This is a genomic window from Pseudomonas sp. MIL19 (assembly GCF_028680365.1).
GTDB classification, from domain to species: Bacteria; Pseudomonadota; Gammaproteobacteria; order Pseudomonadales; family Pseudomonadaceae; genus Aquipseudomonas; species Aquipseudomonas spirodelae.
In genome coordinates, this window is sequence record NZ_JAPPVG010000012.1 from 53,507 (window position 1) to 73,534 (window position 20,028).

At 61.0% G+C, this 20,028-nt stretch carries 21 protein-coding genes; 9 read left to right on the forward strand and 12 right to left on the reverse strand.

Features of this window, described 5'->3' with window-relative positions; genetic code table 11:
- Nucleotides 1-93: 93 nt before the first annotated feature.
- The 5 genes from moaE to dmeF form a co-directional block, all read right to left on the reverse strand.
- On the reverse strand, nt 94-552 hold the full coding sequence (gene moaE / locus N1078_RS10635) for a molybdopterin synthase catalytic subunit MoaE (RefSeq protein ID WP_274088146.1): 459 nt from the start codon (nt 550-552) through the stop codon (nt 94-96).
- Nucleotides 553-709: 157 nt separating this feature from the next.
- Nucleotides 710-952 carry a MoaD/ThiS family protein gene (locus tag N1078_RS10640; protein WP_274088147.1) on the reverse strand — a complete coding sequence of 81 codons (243 nt, stop codon included), beginning with the start codon at nt 950-952 and terminating at the stop codon, nt 710-712.
- Nucleotides 949-1,437, reverse strand: a complete 489-nt coding sequence (gene moaC, locus N1078_RS10645; protein WP_274088148.1) for a cyclic pyranopterin monophosphate synthase MoaC — start codon at nt 1,435-1,437, stop codon at nt 949-951. The genes N1078_RS10640 and moaC overlap by 4 nt, the downstream gene beginning before the upstream one ends.
- Before the next feature lie 138 nt (nt 1,438-1,575).
- The gene (locus tag N1078_RS10650) at nt 1,576-2,967 is read right to left on the reverse strand and encodes a PhoH family protein (RefSeq protein WP_274088149.1); all 1,392 of its coding nucleotides are present in this window, start codon (nt 2,965-2,967) and stop codon (nt 1,576-1,578) included.
- A gap of 277 nt (nt 2,968-3,244) precedes the next feature.
- A complete protein-coding gene (gene dmeF, locus N1078_RS10655) occupies nt 3,245-4,258 on the reverse strand; it encodes a CDF family Co(II)/Ni(II) efflux transporter DmeF (protein ID WP_274088150.1) in 1,014 nt (337 codons plus the stop codon).
- Between the two features lie 153 nt (nt 4,259-4,411).
- Here dmeF and yaaA point away from each other — a divergent pair, with 153 nt between their 5' ends.
- From yaaA to N1078_RS10675, 4 genes are read left to right on the forward strand one after another with little or no spacing between them, the layout of a single operon-like run.
- Nucleotides 4,412-5,191: a peroxide stress protein YaaA gene (gene yaaA, locus N1078_RS10660; RefSeq protein ID WP_274088151.1), complete on the forward strand. Its 780-nt coding sequence runs from the start codon at nt 4,412-4,414 to the stop codon at nt 5,189-5,191.
- 3 nt (nt 5,192-5,194) lie between these two features.
- On the forward strand, nt 5,195-5,659 hold the full coding sequence (locus tag N1078_RS10665) for a multidrug transporter (RefSeq protein WP_274088152.1): 465 nt from the start codon (nt 5,195-5,197) through the stop codon (nt 5,657-5,659).
- 41 nt (nt 5,660-5,700) lie between these two features.
- A complete protein-coding gene (locus N1078_RS10670) occupies nt 5,701-6,531 on the forward strand; it encodes an SDR family oxidoreductase (protein ID WP_274088153.1) in 831 nt (276 codons plus the stop codon).
- A gap of 8 nt (nt 6,532-6,539) precedes the next feature.
- Nucleotides 6,540-6,920, forward strand: coding sequence for a hypothetical protein (locus N1078_RS10675; protein ID WP_274088154.1), 381 nt, complete (start codon nt 6,540-6,542; stop codon nt 6,918-6,920).
- A gap of 152 nt (nt 6,921-7,072) precedes the next feature.
- Here the strand turns inward: N1078_RS10675 and N1078_RS10680 are convergent, their stop codons facing one another.
- Entirely contained in the window at nt 7,073-9,070 is a 1,998-nt protein-coding gene (locus tag N1078_RS10680; protein WP_274088192.1) for a peptidase U32 family protein, read from the reverse strand.
- Nucleotides 9,071-9,287: 217 nt separating this feature from the next.
- On the opposite strand from N1078_RS10680, the gene N1078_RS10685 reads away from it, so the two are divergent.
- Together N1078_RS10685 and N1078_RS10690 are read left to right on the forward strand one after the other, a co-directional pair.
- Entirely contained in the window at nt 9,288-9,638 is a 351-nt protein-coding gene (locus N1078_RS10685) for a hypothetical protein (RefSeq protein WP_274088155.1), read from the forward strand.
- 104 nt (nt 9,639-9,742) lie between these two features.
- Nucleotides 9,743-12,112 carry a DNA polymerase II gene (locus N1078_RS10690; RefSeq protein WP_274088156.1) on the forward strand — a complete coding sequence of 790 codons (2,370 nt, stop codon included), beginning with the start codon at nt 9,743-9,745 and terminating at the stop codon, nt 12,110-12,112.
- Nucleotides 12,113-12,151: 39 nt separating this feature from the next.
- Here N1078_RS10690 and N1078_RS10695 read toward each other — a convergent pair whose 3' ends face one another.
- The 6 genes from N1078_RS10695 to N1078_RS10720 all read right to left on the reverse strand — a co-directional run bounded on the left by N1078_RS10695 (nt 12,152) and on the right by N1078_RS10720 (nt 17,595).
- Entirely contained in the window at nt 12,152-13,051 is a 900-nt protein-coding gene (locus tag N1078_RS10695) for a DMT family transporter (RefSeq protein ID WP_274088157.1), read from the reverse strand.
- Nucleotides 13,052-13,314: 263 nt separating this feature from the next.
- Nucleotides 13,315-14,547, reverse strand: a complete 1,233-nt coding sequence (gene arsJ / locus N1078_RS10700) for an organoarsenical effux MFS transporter ArsJ (RefSeq protein WP_274088158.1) — start codon at nt 14,545-14,547, stop codon at nt 13,315-13,317.
- Nucleotides 14,548-14,676: 129 nt separating this feature from the next.
- Entirely contained in the window at nt 14,677-15,672 is a 996-nt protein-coding gene (locus N1078_RS10705; protein ID WP_274088159.1) for an ArsJ-associated glyceraldehyde-3-phosphate dehydrogenase, read from the reverse strand.
- Between the two features lie 25 nt (nt 15,673-15,697).
- Nucleotides 15,698-16,024 (reverse strand): YnfA family protein, encoded by a 327-nt coding sequence (locus N1078_RS10710; RefSeq protein ID WP_274088160.1) that lies wholly within the window; start codon nt 16,022-16,024, stop codon nt 15,698-15,700.
- A gap of 63 nt (nt 16,025-16,087) precedes the next feature.
- Nucleotides 16,088-16,798, reverse strand: a complete 711-nt coding sequence (gene arsH / locus N1078_RS10715; RefSeq protein ID WP_274088161.1) for an arsenical resistance protein ArsH — start codon at nt 16,796-16,798, stop codon at nt 16,088-16,090.
- Between the two features lie 23 nt (nt 16,799-16,821).
- A complete protein-coding gene (locus tag N1078_RS10720; protein WP_274088162.1) occupies nt 16,822-17,595 on the reverse strand; it encodes a metalloregulator ArsR/SmtB family transcription factor in 774 nt (257 codons plus the stop codon).
- Between the two features lie 149 nt (nt 17,596-17,744).
- On the opposite strand from N1078_RS10720, the gene N1078_RS10725 reads away from it, so the two are divergent.
- From N1078_RS10725 to N1078_RS10735, 3 genes are all read left to right on the forward strand, one after another.
- A complete protein-coding gene (locus N1078_RS10725) occupies nt 17,745-18,749 on the forward strand; it encodes a permease (RefSeq protein ID WP_274088163.1) in 1,005 nt (334 codons plus the stop codon).
- A gap of 15 nt (nt 18,750-18,764) precedes the next feature.
- On the forward strand, nt 18,765-18,998 hold the full coding sequence (locus N1078_RS10730; protein WP_274088164.1) for a thioredoxin family protein: 234 nt from the start codon (nt 18,765-18,767) through the stop codon (nt 18,996-18,998).
- Between the two features lie 92 nt (nt 18,999-19,090).
- Complete coding sequence (locus tag N1078_RS10735; protein WP_274088165.1) at nt 19,091-19,984, forward strand: AraC family transcriptional regulator; 894 nt, start codon at nt 19,091-19,093, stop codon at nt 19,982-19,984.
- Nucleotides 19,985-20,028: the final 44 nt, after the last annotated feature.

Here is a 20,028-nt window from a genome sequence, read left to right on the forward strand (position 1 = left end):
GGCGAGGAAGCGGAGTTTACGAGCTGTAAATGAGCATTCCGAGCCTGTTTTTAACGCAACAGTGCCGACGCGCAGCAGACTTTGAACAGGTTCTTAGGGCTGCGGTTTCCAGCGCTCAGCCGCAGCCTGGTCGGAGCAACGCCCCTCGACCCAGCGCGGGCCTTCGGCGGTGTCTTCCTTTTTCCAGAACGGTGCGCGGGTTTTCAGGTAGTCCATGACAAAGTTGCAGGCATCAAACGCGGCCTGGCGATGCGCGCTGCTGGTGCCGACAAACACAATCGGCTCGCCCGGCTCCAAGCGCCCCACGCGGTGGATGATCTCAATACCCAGCAGCGGCCAGCGCTGCTTGGCTTCTTCGGCAATTTTGCCCAAGGCTTTTTCGGTCATGCCGGGGAAGTGTTCGAGAAACATACCGCCGACTTCGCGCCCTTCGTTGAAGTCGCGCACATAGCCTACAAAGCTGACCACCGCGCCAATGCCCAGATTGGCGGCATGTAAGGCGTTAAGTTCATGACCGGGGTCGAAGGGTTGCGACTGGACGCGAATATTCATGAAAAACTGGCCTCGAAGCGTAAAGGGTGAAAGGCAAAAACTGAGTCAACACAGGGGGCGCTGCGTTCAAACCCTCCTAGGCTCTGTCGCGGCTAAAGCCCCTCCCACAGAGGCGTGATCACTTGTGGGAGGGGCTTTAGCCGCGATAACAACAGATTTAACCGCCCGTCACGGTAGGAAAAAACGCCACTTCATCGCCGGCCTGCAACGGCTCGTCCAGGCTGCAAAGTTCCTGATTACGCGCGCACATCAGGTTCTGCTCGGCCAGCACCGTCCAGACGCCCCCTCTGCTCAGGAGGTGCTGGCGCAATTGCTCAAGGTCGCTGAACGCGGCATTTAGCTGCTCACCATCAAGCCCCAGTGCCTCGCGGTAACGGGCGAAATACTGCACGCGAATCATGCGCCTGCTCCCGCCACACTCTCGGCCTTGAAGGCGCCGCTCTTACCGCCGACCTTCTCCAGCAGGCGCACGCCTTCGATGACCATGCCACGGTCGACGGCCTTACACATGTCATAGATGGTCAACGCGGCGACGCTGGCGGCGGTGAGCGCCTCCATCTCCACGCCGGTTTGCCCGGTTAGCTTGCAGCGCGCGGTAATGCGCACGGCATCCGTACCCTCAGCCAGTAGCTCGACCTTGACGCTGGTGAGCATCAGCGGGTGGCACAGCGGGATCAGATCGCTGGTTTTCTTCGCCGCTTGAATGCCGGCAATCCGCGCCACGGCGAATACATCACCCTTGGGGTGTTCGCCCTGACTAATCATCTGCAGCGTTTCGGGGCGCATGCGCACCAAGGCTTCAGCCACGGCTTCACGGACGGTCAGGGCTTTATCACTGACATCGACCATATTGGCGCGGCCTTGGGAATCGAGATGGGTTAACACGGGCAGACTCCAGACAAGTGTCCGGCGATTGTAAACCCAGGGGTCAGGTTACGGCACCTATGAATGCCGTAGGATTCAGCATCACGCGGCAACTCGCCCTGCAGCCATATGGCCTGCAGGGCGAGCGCGGCAAGTGAGCTACAGATGGCTTTCGGCGTACTCGGCGAGGATCGAGCGCGGCACCCCTTGCAGGGTAATGTGCACGCCATGCTCGAAGTCTTTGAAGCGCTCCGTCAGGTAAGTCAGCCCTGAACTGGGCGCCGACAGATAAGGCGTATCGATCTGCGCCAGGTTGCCCAGGCACACCACTTTTGAACCGCTGCCAGCACGGGTGATGATGGTTTTCATCTGGTGCGGGGTGAGGTTCTGGCATTCGTCGATGAGGATCAGGCTCTGCTGAAAGCTGCGCCCGCGGATGTAGTTGAGGGATTTAAATTGCAGCGGCACCTTTTGCAGGATGTAGTCGACGCTGCCGTGGGTGTTCTCGTCCTCCATATGCAGGGCTTCAAGGTTGTCGGTGATCGCGCCGAGCCAGGGCTCCATCTTCTCCGCCTCGGTGCCGGGCAGAAAACCGATTTCCTGGTCCAGCCCCTGCACGCTACGGGTGGCAATAATGCGCCGATAGCGCTTGCTGACCATGGTTTGTTCGATGGCCGCCGCCAGGGCCAGGATGGTTTTACCGGAGCCGGCGGCGCCCGTCAGGTTGACCAGATGAATGTCCGGATCAAGCAGCGCATACAGCGCCAGTGACTGATAGATATCGCGCGGCCGCAGGCCCCAGGCTTCCTGATGCATCAGCGGCTCTTGGTGCATATCGAGGATCAGCAACTCACCCGGCTTGATGCCTTTGATCCAGCCAACAAAGCCCTGCTCGTCGATGATGAACTCGTTGAGGTGCATCGCCGGCAGGTCTTCGGTGAGCTGCACTTGGTGCCAGGTGCGGCCATGGCCCTGACGCGTCTCGACTTTCTCGACGCGGTCCCAAAAGGAGCCACTGACGTTGTGGTACCCCTTGGGCAACAGCGATATATCGTCGACCAGTTGGTCGGTGTGGTAATCCTCTGAATCGATGCCGCAGGCGCGCGCTTTAAGGCGCATGTTGATGTCTTTGGTCACCAGCACCACATCAAGGCCTGGCCGGCGCGCCTTCAGCTCCACCAGCTGGTTGATGATTTTGTTGTCGTTGAGGTCTTCGGGCAGCCAGGTGATGGGCGCCGCGCGTTTGCTCATCAGGATCGACAGAAAGCCACGCGGCCCGCTCTTATCGCGCTGAATCGCGACGCCGTGCTCCACCTCCTCGGGGCTGGCACTGCCGAGGATTTTGTCGATCAGGCGAATGGCCTGGCGGCACTCGGCAGCGACGCCCTGCTTGCCGGTTTTAAGCTTGTCCAACTCCTCCAGTACGGTCATCGGAATGGCGACATGGTGCTCCTGAAAATTCAGCAGCGCATTGGGATCATGGATCAGCACATTAGTGTCGAGGGCGTACAGGGTTGGGGCGTTGGATTTGGCGCGTCCGTGGTCATCCATACTCGGTCACCTTCTGTAGTAGCCAAGCAACGCAGCAGTGAAACTGCGCTGCAAAGGGGCCGCCGGCTGCTCAGTGGCGAGGCTGAGCAGGCTGCAAAAAGGTGAGGGCCAATGGCCGCCACCTGTCTGCAGGGTTCGGCGGTCTTGCCTTTTAATTACTCCTATTTGGATGACAGAAAAACGTTTTTTTACCTATTCGGGGGTTTATTTTTCAGTGTGACAAATAGCGCTTGGCGCCCCGCGCCAGCACCGTTAAAGTCGATGATTCAACCGGCCTTCACGCCTGCCGATTTTTCTCATCGGCGCCCTGCGCAACCGCGCAACGATTGACCTCAACGGTTACATGCACCAGTTCTGCAATCCCCGCCAGGCGAGCCTTGTAACGATCCGCTGAGCGATCGCCATGGGTCACCACGCTGGCCAGGCACGCGAACTGCGCCCGGCCAACGCGCCACACGTGCAAATCCGCCAACTCGGTATCGGCCTCTTCGGCCAAGGCTCTGCGCACGCGCTCGACAATTGGGTTATCCATCTCCCGGTCGAGTAGCGCCTTGGCGGTTTCAATCAACAGCCCCTTGGCCCACAGCGCAATAATCACCGCCCCAATTACCCCCATCAGCGGGTCGAGCCAATCCCAGCCCAGCCACATACCACCGGCCAGAGCGAGGATGGCGGCCACTGAGGTCAGGGCATCGGCCAGCACGTGGATAAAAGCAGCGTGGCGATTAAGGTCCTTGCCCGCAGGCATTGGCGCGTGATCGTGATCGTGATCGTGATCGTGATCGTGATCGTGATCGTGATCGCTATGAGCATGCCCGTGGGCGTGGGCCTGTTCATGGTTGTCGCGCAGCAACCAGGCGGAGGCCAGATTGACCAACAAACCAATCACCGCCACCCACAACGCCATGTCGAACTTAATGGGTTGCGGCTGCCATAAACGCCACAGCGACTCGAATGCCAGCATCGTCACCACCACAACCAGCAGCAAGGCACTGGCAAAACCGGCCAACACCTCAATCTTCCATGTGCCGAAGGCAAAGCGTGGGTCGTGGGCATAACGCCGGGCCAACAGATAAGCCAGCGCCGCCAAACCGATGGCCAGCATATGCGAGGCCATGTGCCAGCCGTCCGCCAGCAACGCCATGGAGTTGAAGGCATAGCCGGCGACAATCTCCACCAGCATGGTCACCCCAGTCAGCGCCGCCACGCGCCAGGCTTGGCGTTCTGCGGTAATTTCCAGCGGGCGATAGTCATGGGACGGCTCCCAGCGCGAATGATTGCAGGCGGTCATGGCGGCTCCTTTAAGGATTAAGCGTTAACAGGCCTGAACAAACTACAACCCCGTGGCGGCCCCGGGGTCAAGCCACAACGCTAATCGACCTTATAGGTAGTCTCCGCCGCCATCAGCTTCTAGAATCGCCGCAGACTTTAAGGAGCAGCTTTTATGTTGATGGTGATTTCCCCGGCCAAGACCCTCGATTACGAGACGCCGCCCGCGACCCCGCGCGTGACCCAGCCTGAACACCTCGATCACGCCCAGGAATTGATCGAGCAGCTGCGTGAACTCAGCCCGGCGCAGATTGCTGAGCTGATGCACCTCTCGGACAAACTCGCCGGCCTGAATGCCGCACGCTTCGGTAGCTGGGAGCAGCCCTTCACGCCGTCCAACGCCAAACAGGCGCTATTGGCATTCAAGGGCGATGTCTACACCGGGCTAAATGCCGAGGATTTCAACGAAGCCGATTTTGACTTCGCGCAAAACCACCTGCGCATGCTCTCCGGTCTGTATGGCGTGCTGCGCCCACTCGACCTGATGCAGCCCTATCGCCTGGAAATGGGCACCAAACTGGCCAACACGCGCGGCAAAAATCTCTACGACTTCTGGGGCGAGCGCATCAGTGGCTGGCTCAATGACGCGCTGGCCGCCCAGGGTGATGAGGTGCTGCTCAACCTGGCCTCCAATGAGTACTTCAGCGCAGTGAAACGCAAGGCGTTGAACGCACGGATTATCGATACCGAGTTCAAGGACCTGAAAAACGGCCAGTACAAGATCATCAGCTTCTACGCCAAGAAAGCCCGCGGCCTGATGGCGCGCTACGTGATCAAAGAGCGCATCACCCACCCGGACGGCCTCAAGGACTTCAACTACCAGGGCTATCGTTATTCGGCGGAGCACTCCAAGCCTGATAGTCTGGTGTTCCTGCGTGACCACCCTGAGGCCTGATTAATGCTATTCGGCGCAATCCTCGTACTGAGCTGGCTGATCCTGCTGATCCGTTACCCGAGCAAGGCGCTGCCGATTTCTCTCGCTGCGCTGATCGGCCTGGCCCTGGTTACCAGCTGGGTGCTCTGGGAAGAAAGCCGCGAGAACCGCCACCTGGCGCACCTCGAATTACGCCTCAACTACGCCCCGGACAGTTGCCCGGCAGATCGCCCCCTGGCCCTCAACCTGAAAAACGCCAGTGAAGCGGTATTGGTGGAACTGCAATGGCAGATCGCCGCCTACCGTCCGGGCGACAGCACCAACCTGGCCGAACGGCTTTTTGAAACGCCGCGCTACAGTGGCCCTGGCGATTTGCAGCCAGGCGCCGAGTGGCAAACCTGCTTACCGCTGCCGCCCCTGCGCAGCGGCTATCGCGCCAGCACCCTGGCGTTTCGTGCCGAGCGCCTGCAAGGCAGCTTTGTCTATTAAGACCGCTTATACGACTGCATAAAAACAATAAGGAGCTGTGCATGAGCCAACCCAGCGTACTGATTACGGGATGCTCCAGCGGCATTGGCCGGGCCCTGGCCGAGGTGTTTCAACAAGCTGGTTATCAGGTCTGGGCCACCGCGCGCAAAACCCAAGACCTCGAAGCCCTGAGCGAAGCCGGCTTTCACGCTGTGGCGCTGGACGTTAACGATGGCCAGGCACTGGGCCAATTGGGCGAACGCCTGAAAAGCGAAATCGGCGGCCTCGACGTGCTGATCAACAACGCCGGTTACGGCGCCATGGGGCCGCTGCTCGATGGTGGCGTGGAAGCCATGCGCAAACAGTTCGAAACCAACGTATTTTCAATCGTCGGCGTGACCCGCGCGCTGTTCCCGCTGCTGCGGCAGAACAAGGGCCTGGTGGTGAATATCGGCAGCGTTTCCGGCGTCCTAGTAACCCCGTTCGCCGGTGCTTACTGCGCCTCCAAAGCCGCCGTACATGCCTTGAGCGACGCCCTGCGTCTGGAGCTGGCACCCTTCGCCATTGAGGTGATGGAAGTGCAGCCCGGCGCGATTGCCTCAAGCTTCGGCGCCAACGCCAGCCAGCAGGCCGAACAGTTGATCGACCAAGCCTCGCCCTGGTGGCCGATCCGCGAGGGCATCCGCGCCCGCGCCAACGCCTCGCAAGACAACCCCACACCCACCCGCCACTTCGCCCGCAACCTGCTGGCCGCCGTGCAAAGTAAGTCCCGGCCCACCCTGATTCGCCTGGGCAACGGCAGCCGCGCCCTGCCGCTGCTCGCCGCCCTGGTACCGAAACGCCTGTTGGAAAGCGTGCTGAAAAAACGCTTCGGCCTTAATCGCAGCCTGTAGGAGGCACCATGCACGAAGCCAGCCCCGACCACGCGCCGATCAATCACCTGGCCCTCGGCGGGGTCGCGGCAGTCATCGTGCTCAACCTACTCGTGCGCACCTTCGCCAAACTCCCCGGCGTGGTGAATACCCTACTGGTGGCCGCAGTGGTCGCCGGCGGCATGGCCCTGTGGTTCCACTGGCAACACCAACGCCGCCCGCAGCCCAGCGAACGTCGTCGCTTGGTCGCCCTGTACGGCGGCATCCTCGCCCTGCTCTACCTGGGCCTGCTGGGCCTGATGTGGCTAAAAGACGAACCCGGCCCGATGGGCCTGTTGATCTTTGGCCTGCACTACTTCTGCTATCCACTGCTGGCGTGGCTGGCGCTGGCCAAGCTCCAGCGCCCTTAAGCGCTGGCCGACCAAACACCGAGTGGCCGTAGGATGGGTTGAGCAACGCGATACCCATCGGTATTCGCGGTTTCTACACAAACCCGCCAGCTTGGCGAAGAGTTTGATGGGTATCGCTGCGCTCAACCCATCCTACGGATTACCGCTTAGCGTTAGCGCTTGATGGTTTTGAGCAGATCTTCCGGGGTGATATAGCCCACTGCGCCCGCATTGCTCGCCGCGCTGCCTGGCTGTGGCTGATGGAGGATATGGCCCTTCATCTTGCCGATGATGTGCATCTCGCAGGGTTTGCAGTCGAATTTCAGGGTCAGCACTTCGTCCTGATGGATCAGCTGCATATCCGAGACTTTGGTGCGCACACCGGTAACGCCTTTGGCCTGCTTGGGGCATAGGTTGAAGGAGAAGCGCAGGCAGTGCTTGGTGATCATCACCGGCACGTCGCCGCTTTCTTCGTGGGCCTCGTAAGCGGCGTCGATCAACTGCACGCCGTAACGCTTATAGAAGGTGCGCGCCTTGTCGTTGTAGACGTTGGCGAGGAAGGTCAGGTGCGACTCCGGGTACACCGGCGGCGGCACGCTGACCGGCTTGCGCCCGCCTCGCGGATGCGCGGCGATACGCGCCTGGGTCAGCGCCTCGATGGCTTCACGGCGCAGGCTCTTGAGTTGTGAGCCGGGGACAAACGGCACGGCCTCACAGTCGATCTGCGCGCCGGTGCTGTAGTAGATGGTGGTGCCCAGTTTGCTCAAGCCATCGGCCAACTGCTCACGAGCTTGCTCAGCATCCTTGGCCGCAGCGAACGGGCCAGCCAGGCTGACGCTGGCACTGATACCTTCGTCGCTGGTCACGCTCACGTTCAACTGATCGCCGTGCAGCGCCAGCTGCCAGCTGACCGCAACGCGGCGCTCGGCCGAGGTTTTCTGCAGGGCTTGCTGCCAGTTATGGTCGAGGTTGCGATTGAGCGGCTGCTGTGGGCGCACGCGCTGCATGGCCTCGGGCATTTCGTTGGGTTCGACACGGTAGCGGTAGCGCTTCTCGCCGTCTTCCTCGAACTCGCCTTTCAGCTCACAGATGTTGCTGCGAAAACCCACCACTTCACGCTTGATCAGCACGTTCAAACCATCGCCGTTGGACAGCGGCGTATCGGTGACGGCAATCAGGTCGCGCTTGTTCACTTTTTCAACGTAACCCACCGCCAGCCCGGTAAAGGTCGGCGAATCGAACGCGCCAATGTCCACTTTGCGATCAGTCACAAAGTAATCGGTGCTGCCACGGTGGAAGGTTTTGTCGGTGTCCGGGGTGAAGAAGTGCTCGGTACGGCCGCTGGCGGCGCGAGCCAGGTGCGGGCGCTGTTCGAGAATCGCATCCAGCTCCTGGCGATAGTGAGCAGTGATGTTCTTCACGTAGCTCATGTCTTTGTAGCGCCCTTCGATCTTGAACGAGCGCACGCCGGCATCGACCAGATGAATCAGGTTGTCGGTCTGGTTGTTGTCCTTCATCGACAGCAGGTGCTTATCAAACGCCACCACACGGCCCTGATCATCTTTCAGGGTGTACGGCAGGCGGCAGGCTTGCGAGCAGTCGCCACGGTTGGCACTGCGCCCGGTCTGCGCGTGGGAGATGTTGCACTGCCCGGAGAACGCCACACACAGCGCGCCGTGGATAAAGAACTCCACCGCCGAATCGACGCTTTTGCAGATATTGCTGATCTCTTCCAGATTCAGTTCGCGGGCCAGCACCAACTGGGAGAAGCCGGCGTTGTCGAGAAAACGGGCTTTCTCCAAAGTGCGAATGTCGCACTGGGTGCTGGCGTGGATCTCGATGGGTGGTAGGTCCATTTCCATCACGCCCATGTCCTGCACGATCAGTGCATCGATGCCGGCCTCGTAGAGCTGCCAGATCATCTGCCGCGCCGGCTCCAGCTCATCCTCATGCAGGATGGTGTTGAGGGTGACAAACACCCGCGCATGGAACAGATGCGCGAACTGCACCAGCTCGGCAATCTCCGCCACGCTGTTGCTGGCGTTGTGCCGCGCGCCAAAGCCAGGGCCACCGATGTACACGGCATCAGCGCCATGCAGGATGGCCTCCTTGGCAATGGTGGTATCGCGCGCAGGGCTGAGCAGTTCGAGGTGGTGCTTGGGCAAGGACATGGCGTGGGCATCAAGGCAGTCAATCAAGCCAAGCATTTTACCCCTAAAGCCGGGTTTGTATGTGGCCATCGGACAGCCGCACAAAAACCGTACAACCCGGTACAGGTCTGGCTGGCCAGCGCGAGCGGCTTCCGGCTGTCTTTCCAGCAGGTGGCACGCTACCCTCGCCGCTTACCGCCGTCACTTGCACGATGCATATAAAGCAGAAGGAATCGCTATGTTTGAGCACGTTAAAGATGATGTATTGCCCTTTGAACAGTTTATCTACCGCCTGCTCACCTACTTGGCCATCGCCCTAATGCTGCTGGCGCTTGCCATGATTCCCGGCGTTATGACGTTCCACCTGTTCTTCGAACTCCCCCTGGCAGAAGCCTTTATAAATGCCATTTCTCTGCTGGGCTCCCTACCGGTTCCGCACCCGCTCACCTCCCACGGTGGCCACGTATTTACCGCCCTCTACAACCTGTTTATCGAAACCACCGTACTGCTGGCCTTGGGCACGCTGTTCTCGCCCATAGTCCACCGCGTCCTGCACAAGATGCATTTACAAACCGAACAGGACGAATAAGCCCCGGTGTAAAGGCTGCCGTGACCTGTGCTACTCACGGTCCACTACAGCGAGGCAATGCCACGTAGAATTGTGCGCCTGAGTGCAGTCTTGAGGGTGCAGTGGTGGAGTTACAGCGCGGGTTTATCCTGACCCGACATTGGCGTGATACGCCAACAGGCACACAGGTGGAGTTCTGGCTGGCCACTGATCAGGGCCCGCGGCAGATCCGCTTGCCGCTGCAAACCTCGGTGGCCTTTATCCCAGCCGAGCAACGCGCCCAGGCCGAGACGCTACTGGCCAACGAAAGCGGCGCTGAGCTGCGCCCGCTGGCGCTCAAGGACTTTCAGCAGCGCCCGGTGCTGGGCCTGTATTGCCAGCAGCATCGTCAGTTGATTGACCTCGACAAACGCCTGCGCCGCGCGGGCGTGACGGTGTACGAAGCCGATGTGCGCCCGCCCGAGCGCTACCTGATGGAGCGCTTTATTACCGCCCCGGTGCTGTTCGCCGGCACGCCTGATGCAGCTAATCCGGCCCTGCTGCTGGAAGCGCAGATCAAGCCCTGCGCGGATTACCGCCCAACGCTCAAGCTGGCCTCGCTGGATATCGAAACCAATGCCTTCGGCGAGCTGTACTCCATCGCCATCGAGGGTTGCGGCCAGCGCAACGTGTATATGCTCGGCCGCGCGCCGGAACAGCCGCCAGAGGTAGATTTTCAGCTGGAGTACTGCATCAGCCGTGAGCAGTTGCTCGACCGCCTCAACCACTGGATGGCGCAGCACGACCCAGACGCGATCATCGGCTGGAACATGGTGCAATTCGACCTGCGCGTGCTGCACGAACACGCCCGCCGTCTGGCCATCCCCCTGCGTCTGGGCCGCGATGGCAGTGAGATGCAGTGGCGCGAACACGGCAGTGGCAACGGCCATTTCTTCGCCGATGCAGCGGGCCGGCTGATTATTGATGGCATCGAAACACTGCGCTCGGCGACCTGGAGCTTCCCCTCGTTCAGCCTGGAAAACGTCGCGCAAACCCTGCTCGGCGAAGGCAAGGACATCTCCACGCCCTACCAGCGCATGGACGAAATCGACCGTATGTTCCGCGAAGACAAACCCGCCCTGGCGCGCTACAACCTGCGCGACTGTGAGCTGGTGACGCGGATCTTCGCTAAAACCGCGATCCTCGACTTCCTGCTGGAACGCGCCACGGTCACCGGCCTGCCCGCCGACCGTAACGGTGGCTCGGTGGCGGCCTTCGAGCACCTGTATATGCCGCTGATGCACCGTCGCGGTTTTGTCGCGCCGAACCTCGGCGACAACCCGCCGCAAGCCAGCCCCGGCGGTTTCGTTATGGAGTCGCAGCCGGGGCTATACGAGTCAGTGTTGGTGCTCGACTACAAGAGCCTGTATCCGTCGATTATCCGCAGCTTTCTAATCGACCCGGTGGGGCTGATCGAGGGCCTGCGCCAGCCGGACGATACACACTCGGTGCCGGGCTTTCGTGGCGCACGCTTCTCCCGTAGCGAGCATTGCCTGCCCGCGATTGTCGCGCGCGTATGGCAGGGCCGCGAAGCCGCCAAACGCGAACACAACGCCCCGCTGTCGCAGGCGTTGAAGATCATCATGAACGCCTTTTACGGCGTGCTCGGTTCCAGCGGTTGCCGCTTCTTCGACACGCGCCTGGCCTCCTCCATCACCCTGCGCGGCCACGAAATCATGGCCCGCACCCGCGCGCTGATCGAGGCCGAAGGCCATGCAGTGATTTACGGCGACACCGACTCCACCTTTGTCTGGCTACAACGCCCGCATGACGAAGCCGAGGCGGGGCAAATCGGCCGCGCGCTGGTGGCCAAGGTGAATGCCTGGTGGCGCGAACATCTGCACAGCGCATACGGCTTAAGCAGCGCCCTGGAGCTGCAATACGAAACCCACTACAGCCGCTTTCTGATGCCGACCATCCGCGGCGCCGAAGAAGGCAGCAAAAAACGCTATGCCGGGATGATCAGCCGCGCCGATGGCAGCCACGAAATGGTCTACAAAGGCCTGGAAACCGTACGCAGCGACTGGTCGCCGCTGGCCCAGCAGTTTCAACGCGAGCTGTATGAGCGCATCTTCCTCAACCAGCCCTACCAGGGGTATATCCGCGACTATGTCGAACGCACCCTGAATGGCGAGCTGGATGAGCTGCTGGTCTACCGCAAGCGCCTGCGCCGCCTGCTAACGGACTACGAGCGCAACGTACCGCCGCATGTACGCGCCGCGCGTCTGGCCGACGAATACAACGCCGCCCACGGCCGGCCGCTGCAATACCAACGCGGCGGCTGGATCAACTACGTGATCACCACCGCCGGCCCGCAACCGCTGGAAGCACGCAACGCCGCCATCGATTACGACCACTACCTAACCCGGCAATTACAGCCGGTGGCCGATGCCATCCTGCCGTTTGTCGATGATGACTTTGCCACCTTGGTGGGTGGGCAACTGGGGCTGTTCTAACCAGTTTTGTGGGAGGAGCTTTAGCCTCGCGAACGCACCCTACGCCTCGCGCGTCGCCAACAGTGGCGCAGCCTTGGGTTTACGAAACACCAGCACGTTACCCAACATCACCAACACCAAGCCAAACAGCGCCGGCGCTGTCCACTGATAGCCCTCGGCAAACACCGAGATATTCAGCGCCACCACCGGGAACAGCACAGTGCAGTAGGCGGCGCGCTCCGGGCCCATGCGCCCGACCAGGGTCAGGTAGGCGGTAAAGCCGATCACCGAGCCAGGAATCGCCAGGTACAGCAGGCTGCCGATGTAGCGGCTGTTCCACTCGAAACCGAACGGCGTGCCGCTAACCAGGCAGATCGCCAGCAACATCAACGCGCCATAGAGCATGCCCCAGGCATTGGTGGTCAGCGGCTTGAGGCCAGCCTTCTGCTGCAGGCTGGAAAGCATATTGCCGGCGGAGAACAGCAACGTGCCGATAACCGCCAAGCCAATGCCCAACAGGGTTTCATGGCTGGCCTCATGCCCGGCCAACTCCGGCCAGAACAACAACGCCAAACCGCCCAAACCCAACGCGCCACCGGCCAGCACATTGGCGGCAATTTTCTGTTTGAAGAACAACCGCGCGTTGATCGCATTCCACAGCGTGGCGGTGGAGAAAATTACTGCCACCAGACCGCTGGGTATCCACTGGCTAGCGGTGTAGAAACACATGAAATTCAGGCAGAACAGACACAGCCCTTGTACCAGACAGATCAGCTGGCCGCGCTTGTCGAGCGTTTGCAGGCGCCCGCTAAGCAGCAGAATGATAAACAGCACCAGCGAGGCCAGAGCAAAGCGATAGGCAATGGAGGCGGCAATCGCCACTTCTCCGAGTTGCAACTTGAGGGCGATCCAGGTGGTGCCCCAGATCAGTACGGTCAACAGATAGAGCGACAGGTTCATCAACAGACTCCCTTTGGATAACGAGAGTCTGCGCGCTATCTGGGGCCAGATCTTGCACAAACTTGCGCTTATTACGCGCCAAGGCCGCTTCTGTAGGGTGGGTTAGTGGCGTAGAACCGAGAACTGGGGGGAACAGCTGCATACCCGCGCGTCACGTAACCCACCAAGCGGTGATGGGTCTGTTGAATCGGCTGGACGCGACGCTTTCCGGTTGACGCGACTCGCGGGCAAGCCCGCGCCTACAAAACCAGGCAAGCCGCTGTCTAAACGGCCAAACGGTGCCTGGGCAAGCCGATGGAAATCAGCGCCGCCAGCAGCACAAAACCCGAGGAAATCCACAGGCAGGCGGCCAAGCCATAAGCCTGGTAAACCCAGCCCGAGAGCAGCGTGCCAATCAGCCGGCCGGCGGCGTTGGACATGTAATAGAAGCCGACATCCAGCGACACACCGTCCTCTTTGGCGTAGCTGACGATCAGGTAGCTGTGCAGCGAGGAGTTCACCGCAAACAGCGCGCCGAACAGCAGCAGCCCGCCGATCAGCACCCACTGCACGGGCCAAGCACTGCCCATGCCCAAGGCAATCAGCGCTGGCACACCGGCCAGCACGGCGGCCCAGGCAAACGCGGCGCGGCCATCCGGCAACTGGCCGCTGGCTTTGCCGCTGAACTTACTGGTGAGCGTTGGGGCAAACGCCTGCACCATGCCGTAGCCAATCACCCACACCGCAAGAAAGCCGCCAACCAGCCAGAAGTCCCAACCCAACACGCTGGACAGGTACACCGGCAGCGCCACGACAAACCACACATCGCGCGCGCCGAACAGGAACAGTCGCGCGGCCGAGAGCAGGTTGATCGCCCGGCTCTTGGACAGCAGGTCGCGAAACTTCGGTTTGGCTTTGGCCTTGCCTAAATCCTTCTGCAACAGCCGCAAACTGGCCAGCCAGATCAGCGCCAGCACAGCTGCCATGACCAGCACCGCACCAGTAAAGCCGAGCAGCGCCAGCAGCGCGCCGCCCATAAAAAAGCCCACGCCTTTCAGCGCATTCTTCGAGCCGGTAAGGATCGCCACCCACTGGTACAGCGTGCCCTGCTGACTGTCCGGCACCAGCAGCTTGATCGAGCTCTTGGCGCTCATCTTGTTCAGGTCTTTGGCGATACCGGACAGCGCCTGGGCACCCATCACCCACGGGATGGTCAGCCAGGCGGCTGGCACGGTGAGCATCAGCAACGCCGCCACCTGCAGGCCCAGGCCGATATTCATGGTGCGATTGAGCCCCAACCGCGCGCCCAGATAGCCGCCCAGCAGATTGGTGACTACGCCAAAAATCTCATAGAACAGAAACAGCGCGGCGATCTGTAGCGGCGTGTAGCCGAGGCTGTGGAAATGCAGCACCACCAGCATGCGCAGCGCGCCATCGGTCAGGGTAAAGGCCCAGTAGTTGCCAGTGACCAGCAGGTATTGGCGCACTTCGGGGGCTAGGCGAGATAAGGCGTGCATCGGAGAAATCCTGTTGTGCCGCGCGGCGTTAGTGGTGGATGTCGTCACAGGCTTTTGTAGGAGCGGGCTTGCCCGCGATGGCAACACCAGAGATCCATCGCGGCCAAGGCCGCTCCTACAGACCCGTGGTTAACCAACCATCCGCGCCAACTCCACCGCGCGGTTGGCATAGCCCCACTCGTTGTCATACCAGGCGTAGAGCTTCACCTGAGTGCCGTTGACCACTATGGTCGACAAGGCATCGATAATCGACGAGCGCGGATCGGTACGGTAGTCGATGGACACCAGCGGCCGCTCCTCATAGCCCAAAATCCCAGCCAACGGGCCGGCAGCGGCGGCTTTAAACAGCGCATTGACCTCCTCCGCCGTGGTCGGCCGTTCCACCTCAAATACGCAATCGGTCAGCGAGGCGTTAGCCAGCGGCACACGCACCGCGTGGCCATTCAGCTTGCCGCGCAGCTCGGGGAAAATTTCGGCAATCGCCGTGGCCGAACCGGTGCTGGTGGGGATCAAGCTCATACCCGAAGCACGGGCGCGACGTAGGTCCTTGTGCGGTGTGTCGAGAATGCTCTGGGTGTTGGTCAGGTCGTGGATGGTGGTGATCGAGCCGTGGCGGATGCCGAGGTTTTCATGGATCACCTTGACCACCGGGGCCAAACAGTTGGTGGTGCAGGAGGCTGCGGTAACAATGCGGTGCACGGCTGGGTTAAACAGCTGCTGATTGACGCCCATCACCACATTCAAGGCACCAGCCTCCTTGACTGGCGCACAGACCACCACGCGTTTGACGCCTTGATCGAGATAACCTTGCAGCAGCGCGACGGTTTTCATCTTGCCGCTGGCCTCGATCACCAGATCGCAGCCGCTCCAGTCGGTATCGGCAATGGCCTTGTTAGCCGTGACGGCAATGCGCTTGCCGTCAATGACCACGCAGTCGCCCTCACTGCTCGCCTCATGCTGCCAGCGACCGTGCACCGAATCGAAATTGAGCAAATGAGCATGGGTCGGTGCATCGCCGGCTGGGTCGTTGATCTGCACAAACTCGAATTCCGGCCAGCCCCAGGCGGCACGCAGCGCCAGACGACCGATGCGGCCAAAACCGTTGATACCTACCTTGATAGCCATAAACCAATGCCCTCTACAAAAGTGATTAGGCGCTACGCGGCGCAAACATAATGATCGCCATGCCGAGCAGGGCCACAGCCGCACCCAGCAGGTCCCAATGAGTCGGGCGGATGCCGTCCACCAGCCACAGCCAGAGAATGGCCATCGCCACATAGACCCCGCCATAAGCGGCATACACCCGCCCGGCGGCAGTGGGGTGCAGGGTCAGCAGCCAGGCGAACAGCGCCAGTGAGGCGGCGGCCGGCAGCAGCAGCCAGATACTTTTACCCTGCTTGAGCCACAGGTACGGCAGGTAGCAGCCGATGATCTCGGCAAGGGTCGTGAGGGCGAATAGCCCAAGGGTGTTAAGCATGCTGACCTCTGTGGCCAACCTGCAGTCGGCCTGGATGTGTATGGAGGGTATGAGGCTTGAGCCTTAAATGGCGGCCTGATTCACCCGTTTGCTCAGTTGTTCAGCCGACTCCTTGCGTTCGGAGTAACGGTCCACCAAGTAGTCGGTTTGGCCGCGCAGCAGCAGGGTGAACTTGACCAGTTCTTCCATCACATCCACCACCCGGTCGTAGTAGGCCGAAGGTTTCATCCGCCCAGCCTCGTCGAATTCAAGGAAGGCCTTGGCCACCGAGGACTGATTGGGGATGGTGAACATGCGCATCCAGCGCCCGAGCACGCGCATCTGGTTCAGCGCATTGAACGATTGCGAACCGCCGCTGACCTGCATCAACGCCAGAGTCTTGCCTTGGCTCGGCCGCACCGCGCCCATGCTCAGGGGAATCCAGTCGATCTGCGCCTTGAACACCCCGGTCATTGCACCGTGGCGCTCCGGCGAGCACCACACCATGCCTTCACTCCACAGCACCAGCTCGCGCAGCTCTTGTACCTTGGGGTGATCTTCGGGGGCATCATCTGGCAGCGGCAGGCCGGCGGGATTGAAAATCCGCGCTTCGGCGCCGAACTGCTCAAGTAAACGAGCGGCTTCCTCGGTCAGCAGGCGGCTGTAAGAGCGTGCGCGGTTAGAGCCATAAAGCAGCAGGATGCGCGGTTTATGCGCGGCGGCCGGTTGCGCCAGCTTGTCCGGGGTCGGAATGTCCAGCAGTCCGGGGTCGATATTCGGCAGTTCGGAGGTCATGGGCTTTCTCTGAAAAAGATGGCTTAGCCGCACAGGGCGGCGCGGTCCGGGCGGTCGCGCATGCTGTGCAGGCGCAGGCGGTCTTCGGCCAGTTGCGGGTCATCCGCGGTGAGCACTTGCGCCAGGGTCTGCCTAACCCAAGCCGGCAAGTGCGGATGCAGGCGGTAGTAAACCCACTGCCCCGCGCGGCGATCCTGCAACAAGCCGCTGCTGCGCAACTGCGCCAGATGGCGAGAGATTTTCGGCTGGCTTTCCTGCAGGGCGGCGGTCAGCTCACAGACGCACAACTCGCCCTCCTGGGCGATCAGCTGGGTCATACGTGCGCGGGTGTCATCGGCCAGGCACTTGAACAGGGTGACCGGGGCCAACATCTGCAGCGGCACGCTGGCTTTGCTTTTGACCAGCACGAACAGCTTGATGCGTTCGTGGATCTGCTGCAGGCAGTGCGTGTAAGCATTGGCCTGCTGGCTGGTGGCCGGGTCTTCAAAATCCCAGGCAATGTATTCGCCGGCACCCGGCAGGGTGCTGCACTCGAAGGCGGATTTGTCACACAGGGTGATCACGTAGTCGAACGCCTGGCCGTCGAAGCTTTCCAGGGGTTTGCTGTACAGGCCTTCGGTGCTCACGCCCAGCTGCTCAAGCGCGAGGCGCGCATGCGGGTCGACCTCACTGGGCTGGGTGCCAGCGCTGCACACCTCGTAACCCTCGGGGTCGGTGTGGCGCAACAGCGCCTCGGCCATCTGCGAGCGGGCGGCATTGGCTACGCAGAGGAACAATACGCGACTCTTTTGGCTCATGGCGGTGGGTGCCTGGGAAATACGGTTTGGTGAATATATTGATAGCCATATATCTTGTAAACCGTATATTTAGTTTGCGCCGAGCCGACCCAGATCAACATTGAGCGCTACACGCCTGGCTAGACTGGCCATACACCTAAGGACTGCACATGGAACTGTTCACATGGCTGAATGACCAACTGCTGCGCATGGACTGGCTGGCCTGGCTGGTGCGTGTGCTGCTGGAGGACGGCCTCAGCCTAGATACGAGCAGCCGCGTTGGTGCCAGCCTGCACTTCTTCATCTATGACGTGATAAAGATTTTCATCCTGCTGGCGGTGTTGATCTTCAGCATTTCCTGGGTGCAGAGTTATTTCCCGCCGGAGCGTACCCGGCGCATTCTCGGCAGCATGAGCGACTTCAAGGCCAAACTCACCGGCGCACTGCTGGGCACCATCACGCCGTTCTGTTCCTGCTCGTCGATTCCGCTGTTTATCGGGTTTACCAGCTCGGGGCTGCCGCTGGGGGTGACCTTTGCCTTCTTGATCTCATCGCCGCTGGTGGACCTGGCCTCGGTGATTCTGCTGGCGAGCATTTTCAATTGGTCGATTGCCATCGCCTACGTGCTGATCGGCCTGGTGCTGGCGGTGCTCGGCGGTACGCTGATCGGCCGGGCGAAGATGGAGCGCTATGTCGAAGCCTTTGTCATGCACAACCCGGTGCTCGACATCCCGCAAGAACAGCTGTCGCGCCGTGACCGCGCGCAATTCGCCTGGGCGCAGGTCAGCGATATTTTCCGCCGGGTCTGGCTGTATGTCTTGATCGGCGTCGGCATTGGCGCGGCCATCCATAATTGGATTCCCGCCGGTTGGATCGAAGCGCTGCTCGGCCAGGAAAACTGGTGGTCGGTGCCGCTGGCGACTGTGCTCGGCATCCCGATGTATGCCGATATTTTTGGCACCCTGCCGATTGCCGAAGCGCTGGTTGGCCAAGGCGTCGGCCTGGGTACGGCGCTGGCCTTTATGATGGCCGTCACCGCGCTGTCGCTGCCCTCGCTGATCATGCTCAAGAAAGTGGTCAAAGCGCCGCTGCTGGCGTTGTTCTTCGGCATCGTCGCAGTCGGCATTGTGTTGATTGGCTACCTGTTTAACGCGTTCGCCTACCTGTTTATCTGACTAATGGAGCACAGCATGATCATTAAAATCCTCGGTCCCGGCTGCAAGAAATGCATCACCCTGGGCGAGAACACCCAGGCAGCGCTAGCCAATCTCGGCCGCGAGGCACAGATACTCAAGGTGACCGATATCGCCGAAATTGCCGCCCACGGCGTGATGTCGACTCCCGCGCTGGTGATTGACGACAAAGTGGTGTCCGTCGGCAAAGTGCTCAGCACCAGCGATGTGGAGAAACTGCTGGGCGCCTGAGTCGTGCACCGCCTTGCACAATCTTGCGCTTTTCTACGCGTAGGGGCTGGCACCGCGAAGCGCTCGGCGTAGCATGCTGCGACGGAGGCGTTATGTCGCAACTTGAGCACTTACAGGTTTTCCAGAGCATGCACAGCTCACCGCACACTCGCCTGCACCGCAGCGCCGAGTTGGGCGATGGGCTGGCGGCGGCTGTGTGGAGCAACCGCCACGATGCCCGCGACTATGAAGCCCCCAGCCACCACACGCTGTCTTGCTACCTGGCCGGCGGCACTGGCACCTTCCGCCGCGAAAGCCCGCACAGCAAGGGCGCACCGAACAAGCTGTGCGTTCTACCGGCCGGCCACCAGTCAGCGTGGGTGATAAACGGTGAAATCCAACTGGCGCATCTGTATATCAGCCAAGAGCAGTTCGCCCTCGCTGCCGTCCACCTGCTGGATCGTGAGCCACGGGAACTGCAACTGCGCGAAGGCACCTTTCTCGATGATGCGCAGCAGGCCCAACGCTTTCGCCAGCTTAGCCAGCTGGATTGGAATGAACCCAGCGAACGCATGCTCAGCAGCAGCCTGGCCCATGGCCTGATCAGCCATGCCCTGCTGTCCCAGGTCGGCCGGCGCGAAGGGTTGCGCCTGAAAGGTGGCCTAGCGCCCAGCCAGCGCCGGCGGGTGCGCGAATTTATCCAGGCCAATCTCAGTGAGCCACTGAGCCTGGGGACCCTGGCCGGCTTGTGCGCCCTCTCCGAATATCACTTCGCCAGAATGTTCCAGCTCAGTTTTAGCGTACCGCCCCACCGTTATGTGCTGGCGCAGCGTTTGCGCCATGCTCAGCAATTGCTGCAACACGGCCACTTGCCACTGGCTGAGGTCGCTCTGGCCTGCGGCTTTGCCAGCGCCAGCCACTTCAACAACCGCTTCCGCCAGGCCTTTAGCGCCACACCGGGGCAATACCGCACAGCCCTGCAACAGCCCTTGGGCAACACGCGTTAATGCAGCGCTGCGCCCAGCAGATAGCTCGATGGATCACCCGCTGA

What these genes read in the sequence shown, in the direction of transcription:
- moaE (WP_274088146.1), bottom strand. Translation starts at nt 552, where the DNA reads ATGAATATTCGCGTCCAGTCGCAACCCTTCGACCCCGGTCATGAACTT.
- N1078_RS10640 (WP_274088147.1), bottom strand. Translation starts at nt 952, where the DNA reads ATGATTCGCGTGCAGTATTTCGCCCGTTACCGCGAGGCACTGGGGCTT.
- N1078_RS10650 (WP_274088149.1), bottom strand. Translation starts at nt 2,967, where the DNA reads ATGGATGACCACGGACGCGCCAAATCCAACGCCCCAACCCTGTACGCC.
- dmeF (WP_274088150.1), bottom strand. Translation starts at nt 4,258, where the DNA reads ATGACCGCCTGCAATCATTCGCGCTGGGAGCCGTCCCATGACTATCGC.
- yaaA (WP_274088151.1), top strand. Translation starts at nt 4,412, where the DNA reads ATGTTGATGGTGATTTCCCCGGCCAAGACCCTCGATTACGAGACGCCG.
- N1078_RS10665 (WP_274088152.1), top strand. Translation starts at nt 5,195, where the DNA reads ATGCTATTCGGCGCAATCCTCGTACTGAGCTGGCTGATCCTGCTGATC.
- N1078_RS10670 (WP_274088153.1), top strand. Translation starts at nt 5,701, where the DNA reads ATGAGCCAACCCAGCGTACTGATTACGGGATGCTCCAGCGGCATTGGC.
- N1078_RS10675 (WP_274088154.1), top strand. Translation starts at nt 6,540, where the DNA reads ATGCACGAAGCCAGCCCCGACCACGCGCCGATCAATCACCTGGCCCTC.
- N1078_RS10680 (WP_274088192.1), bottom strand. Translation starts at nt 9,070, where the DNA reads ATGTCCTTGCCCAAGCACCACCTCGAACTGCTCAGCCCTGCGCGCGAT.
- N1078_RS10685 (WP_274088155.1), top strand. Translation starts at nt 9,288, where the DNA reads ATGTTTGAGCACGTTAAAGATGATGTATTGCCCTTTGAACAGTTTATC.
- N1078_RS10695 (WP_274088157.1), bottom strand. Translation starts at nt 13,051, where the DNA reads ATGAACCTGTCGCTCTATCTGTTGACCGTACTGATCTGGGGCACCACC.
- arsJ (WP_274088158.1), bottom strand. Translation starts at nt 14,547, where the DNA reads ATGCACGCCTTATCTCGCCTAGCCCCCGAAGTGCGCCAATACCTGCTG.
- N1078_RS10705 (WP_274088159.1), bottom strand. Translation starts at nt 15,672, where the DNA reads ATGGCTATCAAGGTAGGTATCAACGGTTTTGGCCGCATCGGTCGTCTG.
- N1078_RS10710 (WP_274088160.1), bottom strand. Translation starts at nt 16,024, where the DNA reads ATGCTTAACACCCTTGGGCTATTCGCCCTCACGACCCTTGCCGAGATC.
- arsH (WP_274088161.1), bottom strand. Translation starts at nt 16,798, where the DNA reads ATGACCTCCGAACTGCCGAATATCGACCCCGGACTGCTGGACATTCCG.
- N1078_RS10720 (WP_274088162.1), bottom strand. Translation starts at nt 17,595, where the DNA reads ATGAGCCAAAAGAGTCGCGTATTGTTCCTCTGCGTAGCCAATGCCGCC.
- N1078_RS10725 (WP_274088163.1), top strand. Translation starts at nt 17,745, where the DNA reads ATGGAACTGTTCACATGGCTGAATGACCAACTGCTGCGCATGGACTGG.
- N1078_RS10730 (WP_274088164.1), top strand. Translation starts at nt 18,765, where the DNA reads ATGATCATTAAAATCCTCGGTCCCGGCTGCAAGAAATGCATCACCCTG.
- N1078_RS10735 (WP_274088165.1), top strand. Translation starts at nt 19,091, where the DNA reads ATGTCGCAACTTGAGCACTTACAGGTTTTCCAGAGCATGCACAGCTCA.